Annotated in this window: 3 protein-coding genes; all 3 read left to right on the top strand. The window is 46.9% G+C overall.

All coding sequences use genetic code 11. From position 1 onward, the window contains the following. A partial coding sequence (locus tag DQ356_RS11025; RefSeq protein WP_317048687.1) for a polysaccharide biosynthesis/export family protein occupies positions 1-836 on the top strand: 836 nt, incomplete at its 5' end. A 7-nt stretch (positions 837-843) separates the two neighbouring features. Beyond that, positions 844-3198 (top strand): GumC family protein, encoded by a 2355-nt coding sequence (locus DQ356_RS11020; RefSeq protein ID WP_114304553.1) that lies wholly within the window; start codon positions 844-846, stop codon positions 3196-3198. A gap of 86 nt (positions 3199-3284) precedes the next feature. Further along, positions 3285-3647, top strand: a complete 363-nt coding sequence (locus DQ356_RS11015; RefSeq protein WP_114304552.1) for a four helix bundle protein — start codon at positions 3285-3287, stop codon at positions 3645-3647. The last annotated feature ends 970 nt before the right edge of the window (positions 3648-4617 follow it).

The following is a 4617-nucleotide window of genomic DNA, read 5'->3' as shown; positions in this document are numbered from 1 at the left end:
AAATAAATTCTCTATATTTGCACAAATTAACTATGAAACACTACATCTCACTCTTTGTTATAGCCTTTTCATCGGCTTTACTCCTGTTTTCATGCAAGCCTAAGGAAAACATGGTGTATCTTGAACACCAGCGCCAGCAGTACGAGCAACAGGTACAACAGGCCGTGTATCAGGGTTCCCGCCTTCAGGAAGGCGACCTCCTCGATATCAAAGTTACCGCCTACGACGAATATGCCGTCCGTCCCTTCAACTTACACTCCATGAACATGGCCACCAGTTCCGGCAACGCCATCAACAACCAGGCAGCGCAAACTGCCCCGCAGGGGTATCTGGTGGACAGAGACGGAAATATTGTGTTTCCCGTGATCGGAACCATTTTCGTGAAAGGAATGACCAAGGAACAGCTTCGGGCCGACCTCGAAAAGCGGTTGTTGCAATACCTTACCGACCCCCTCGTCACCATCCGCCAGCTGAATTTTAACGTGACCGTATTGGGTGAGGTGAAGCAGCCGGGGCAATATACCAGCCCCACTGAAAAGGTTACCCTCTTTCAGGCCATAGGCCTGGCAGGCGACATGACCGATTTCGCAGAAAGAACCAAAGTTACTCTCATCCGCAATGAAGACGGGGTAGAGCAGACCCATGTTCTTGATTTCACCGATAAAAACCTGGTGTCTTCTCCCTACTATTATCTAAGACAGAACGATGTCCTTTATGTGCAGCCCGATGAGATTAAAAAACGGTCTGCCAATGTAGATCCCAACCGGAACCTGTATTTCCAGATCGGAGGCATCGCCATCAGTGTCGCAACTTTAATCATCACCCTGACCCGATAAAAACTCCATGGAATATTTAGATTCAACCCCGGCACAGGAAAAAAATGCAGGCGATCTTAAAAGGCAGATTCAGCGCTACCTGCGCTACTGGCCCTGGTTTCTGGGCACCGTCCTTCTGGCGCTTACGATCGCTTATATTTACCTGAGGTATTCTACTCCCCAGTATCTATCCAAATCTTCCCTTTATGTACAGACGACCACGGGAGGAAAAAAAGGAGATTTCACCGGTCTTTCCGATATGCAGGCCATGGCACTGCCTTCAGGCTTCGGAACCAATGAGGTGGACAATGAGATTTCTATCATCCAGAGCAAGCCCCTCATGCTCAATGTGGTAAAAAAACTAAACCTCGACGTCAAACTGGTGAAAGAAGGAAACATCCGCGAAGTGGACTGGTATGTCGATGCGCCGGTCAAAGGTTCGGTATTGGAATTGAATAATCCGAGAAACTTCGGTTCTAAAGAATATACTCTTACTCCGTTGAAGGGCAATGCCTTTAAACTCAGCGGGGGTAAAAAAGAAATCTCCGGCTATTACGGTACGCCGGTAAAAGATGATTTCGGATCTTTTGTCCTGTACCGCATTTCCGGCATTCCGTTCACCGAACCGGTGAAAATGGTGGTCACCAATCCCAGGATCGTCGCCGACCGCTTAGAGGCTTCCATCACCGTAGTGATTCCGCAAATGAAATCCTCCATCCTCGAGCTTTCACGGGTAGGGGTCGATCCTGTGCGTTCCGAAGACATTCTCAATGAGATCATGGCTCAGTACAATGCGGAAGGCATCCGCGACCGGAATGCCGAAGCCGTTGCCACAGCGAAATTTGTAGATGAGAGGCTGGATCTGATCACCAAAGAACTGGGGGGGATCGAATCCCAGAAAGAAAATTTCAAAGAAGCCAACCGCATTGCCGATCTTCAGGCGCAGGCGCAACTCAGCCTGCAGAATGCGAGCGACAATACCAAAAAACTCATGGATCTCAGTACCCAGCTGGAAATGGTGGATGCCGTCCTTCAGGCAGCAAGCTCTTCGTCCAATGAACAACTTCTGCCCACCAACGTAGGTATGCCTTCAGGGCTGGATCCCATCATCAACGAGTACAATCAATTGGTCATCACCCGCAACCGGACGGCCAAGCAGGCCACGGGTGCCAACCCTTCCATTCAGCAGTTTAACAAGGACATCGCGTCGATGCGCGACCTGATCCGCGACAATCTACGAAAATCCAAAGCCGGCCTGCAGCAGGCCATTGGCCAGATCCAGGGGCAGATCAACAAGTCCTCCGGCGACCTCAGCCGCTTTCCGCAGCAGGAAAGAATGTTCAGAAACATCGAAAGACAGCAGAACCTGAAGGAAGCCCTCTTCCTCTATCTTCTCCAGAAAAGAGAGGAAACATCCCTTGCTATGGCCGTCACCGCTCCCAAAGCCAAAGTGGTGAACCCGGCCTATACTCAGGGTGCGCCTGTAGCGCCGAAAAAGAATATTGTGTATCTTGCCGCATTCCTTTTAGGATTACTGGTTCCCGGTGCTATATTGTATACCCGTTTTGCACTCGATACCTATGTACACAACCGCAAACAGATCCGGCAGGCGATTCCTGATGCCGTGATTCTGGGTGAAATTCCCAATGCCGGAAAGGACAGCGATGCCCTCATCCAATACAACGATTTCTCTTCTTTTGCTGAAGCTTTCCGCATCATGTTCACCAACATGAAGTTCATGCTGAAGAAAGTGCCTCAGGGTCAGGCGCCCGTCATCCTCGTCACTTCCTCGGTGAAAGGGGAGGGAAAAACCACGATCAGCATCAATACCGCCCTCACGCTGGCACAGAACCGCAAAGTGCTCCTGATCGGGGCCGACATCCGGAATCCGCAGCTGAAGCGTTTCATGGAAGTGACACGCATTGGATTGTCCGATTTCCTGGCAGATGTGTCCATGCCGGTGCAGCAGGTGATCGCCGTGTCGCCGTTTTCTGAAAAACTGGACATCCTGCACAGCGGTACCATTCCGCCGAACCCGACCGAACTGCTCGACAGCCCGAAATTCGGCACCATGCTGGAAGAGCTCAAAACCCAGTACGATTATATCGTCATCGATACCGCACCGGTGATGATGGTGAGCGACAGCTACAGCCTCATGGAGCATGCCGACCTCCTCCTCTTCGTGATGCGTGCCGAACATACCGACAAGGAAATGCTGGAGTTTGCAGACCAGCTGATGCACGACAAAGCCAAAGGAAAAATGGGCATCGTCCTCAACGACGTTCAGGACATGCATCTCAGCTACGGCAACAAATACGGTTACGGCTATTACACCGAATCCCGCTCTAATAAAAAATCGTGGCTTTCCCGGATGAAAATATGATGAGCGAATTTGCTGATAAGCGAAAAAGCGAAAAAGCTAATAAGCAAATTTGCAAATTCGCAGATTAATTAACAAATAACTAAACCATGAAACTATTTTATTTTGAAAAACTGGAGGTGTGGCAAAAGTCAAGAAAACTAACCACTGAAATGTATCGGATGACCGCAAGTTTTCCCGCCGAAGAGAAATTCGGAATGACTTCTCAAATACGAAGAGCCTCAATAAGTATTGTCGCCAACATTGCGGAAGGAATTTCGAGACCCACTGAAAAAGATAAAGCAAGATTTATAGCCCTTGCGTTTGGGTCAGCAATGGAAGTAATCAGTTTACTCGTTATTGCCCATGATCTGGAATGGACAGGCGAAGAAGTATATGTCAGGCTGAGAGCAGATTTAGAAGAAATATCCAATATGCTGAACAGCTTATACAATAAGTTTGGGAAGAATTGAAGAGTAAATGAGTTAATAAGCGAATAAGCAAATTCGCAAATTTGCAAATCAGCTTTATAATAAAACGAAAGTAAAACGCTAAACCCTAACCGATTAAACAATTAACCGATTAAACCTTTAATCAGCAAATTCGCAAATCAGCAAATTCGCAAATCAGCAAAATCACTCTGTCCAAACGATTAACCAATTAATCGCTTAATCGAGTAATCAATTCGCCATTCAGATGGCCGTTAACCGTTGAGCTTCCTACGGAATGACAAACGAAGTTTTTTGTCACTAAGCAAAAACCACCCCGTCATCCTCCTTCGTCGGATGCCACCCCTCCGGAGGAGGGGAATATTTCAACCTCTCTTGTACTGAGGGAAAAATTCACTCTGGCTAAACGATTAAACCTTTTATCAGCAAATTTGCAAATTTGCAAATTCGCTCTTTCTAAACAATTAACCGATTAACCGTTTTACCCCAACCCTAAAGGAGATGTCCCGGGATTTTTTCGTCTACCAAGAACAGATCTCAATACTCACTCTTTCTAAACAATTAACCAATTAACCGATTAACCAATTAACCAGCAATCAGCAAATTCGCAAATCAGCAAATTCACTTTTCTAAACAACTAACCGATTAAACAATTAACAAGCGATTCAGCAAATTCGCAAATCAGCAAATTCGCAAAAAACCACCCCGTCATCCTCCTGTCGTCGGATGCCACCCCTCCGGAGGAGGGGAATATTTCAGCCTCTTTTGTACCGGAGGGAAAAATTCACTTTGTAAGCCATCAGCTATCAGCTATCAGCCATCAGCCATCAGCTATCTGCAATCAGCCATCAGCCATCAGCAAATTCGCAAATCAGCAAATTTGCTCCTTAAACAACTAACCAGTTTCCCTTTTAAACTTTTACCTTTTGCCTTTTACTTTTACCTTTTTCCTTTAAATTCATCTGTGAAAATCTGTGAAATCTGTGAGAACTAT

The organism is Chryseobacterium lacus, assembly GCF_003336205.1.
Taxonomy (GTDB): domain Bacteria; phylum Bacteroidota; class Bacteroidia; order Flavobacteriales; family Weeksellaceae; genus Chryseobacterium_A; species Chryseobacterium_A lacus.
The sequence above is the reverse complement of the archived record's forward strand: the minus strand, read 5'-3'. Positions and strand labels throughout refer to the sequence as shown.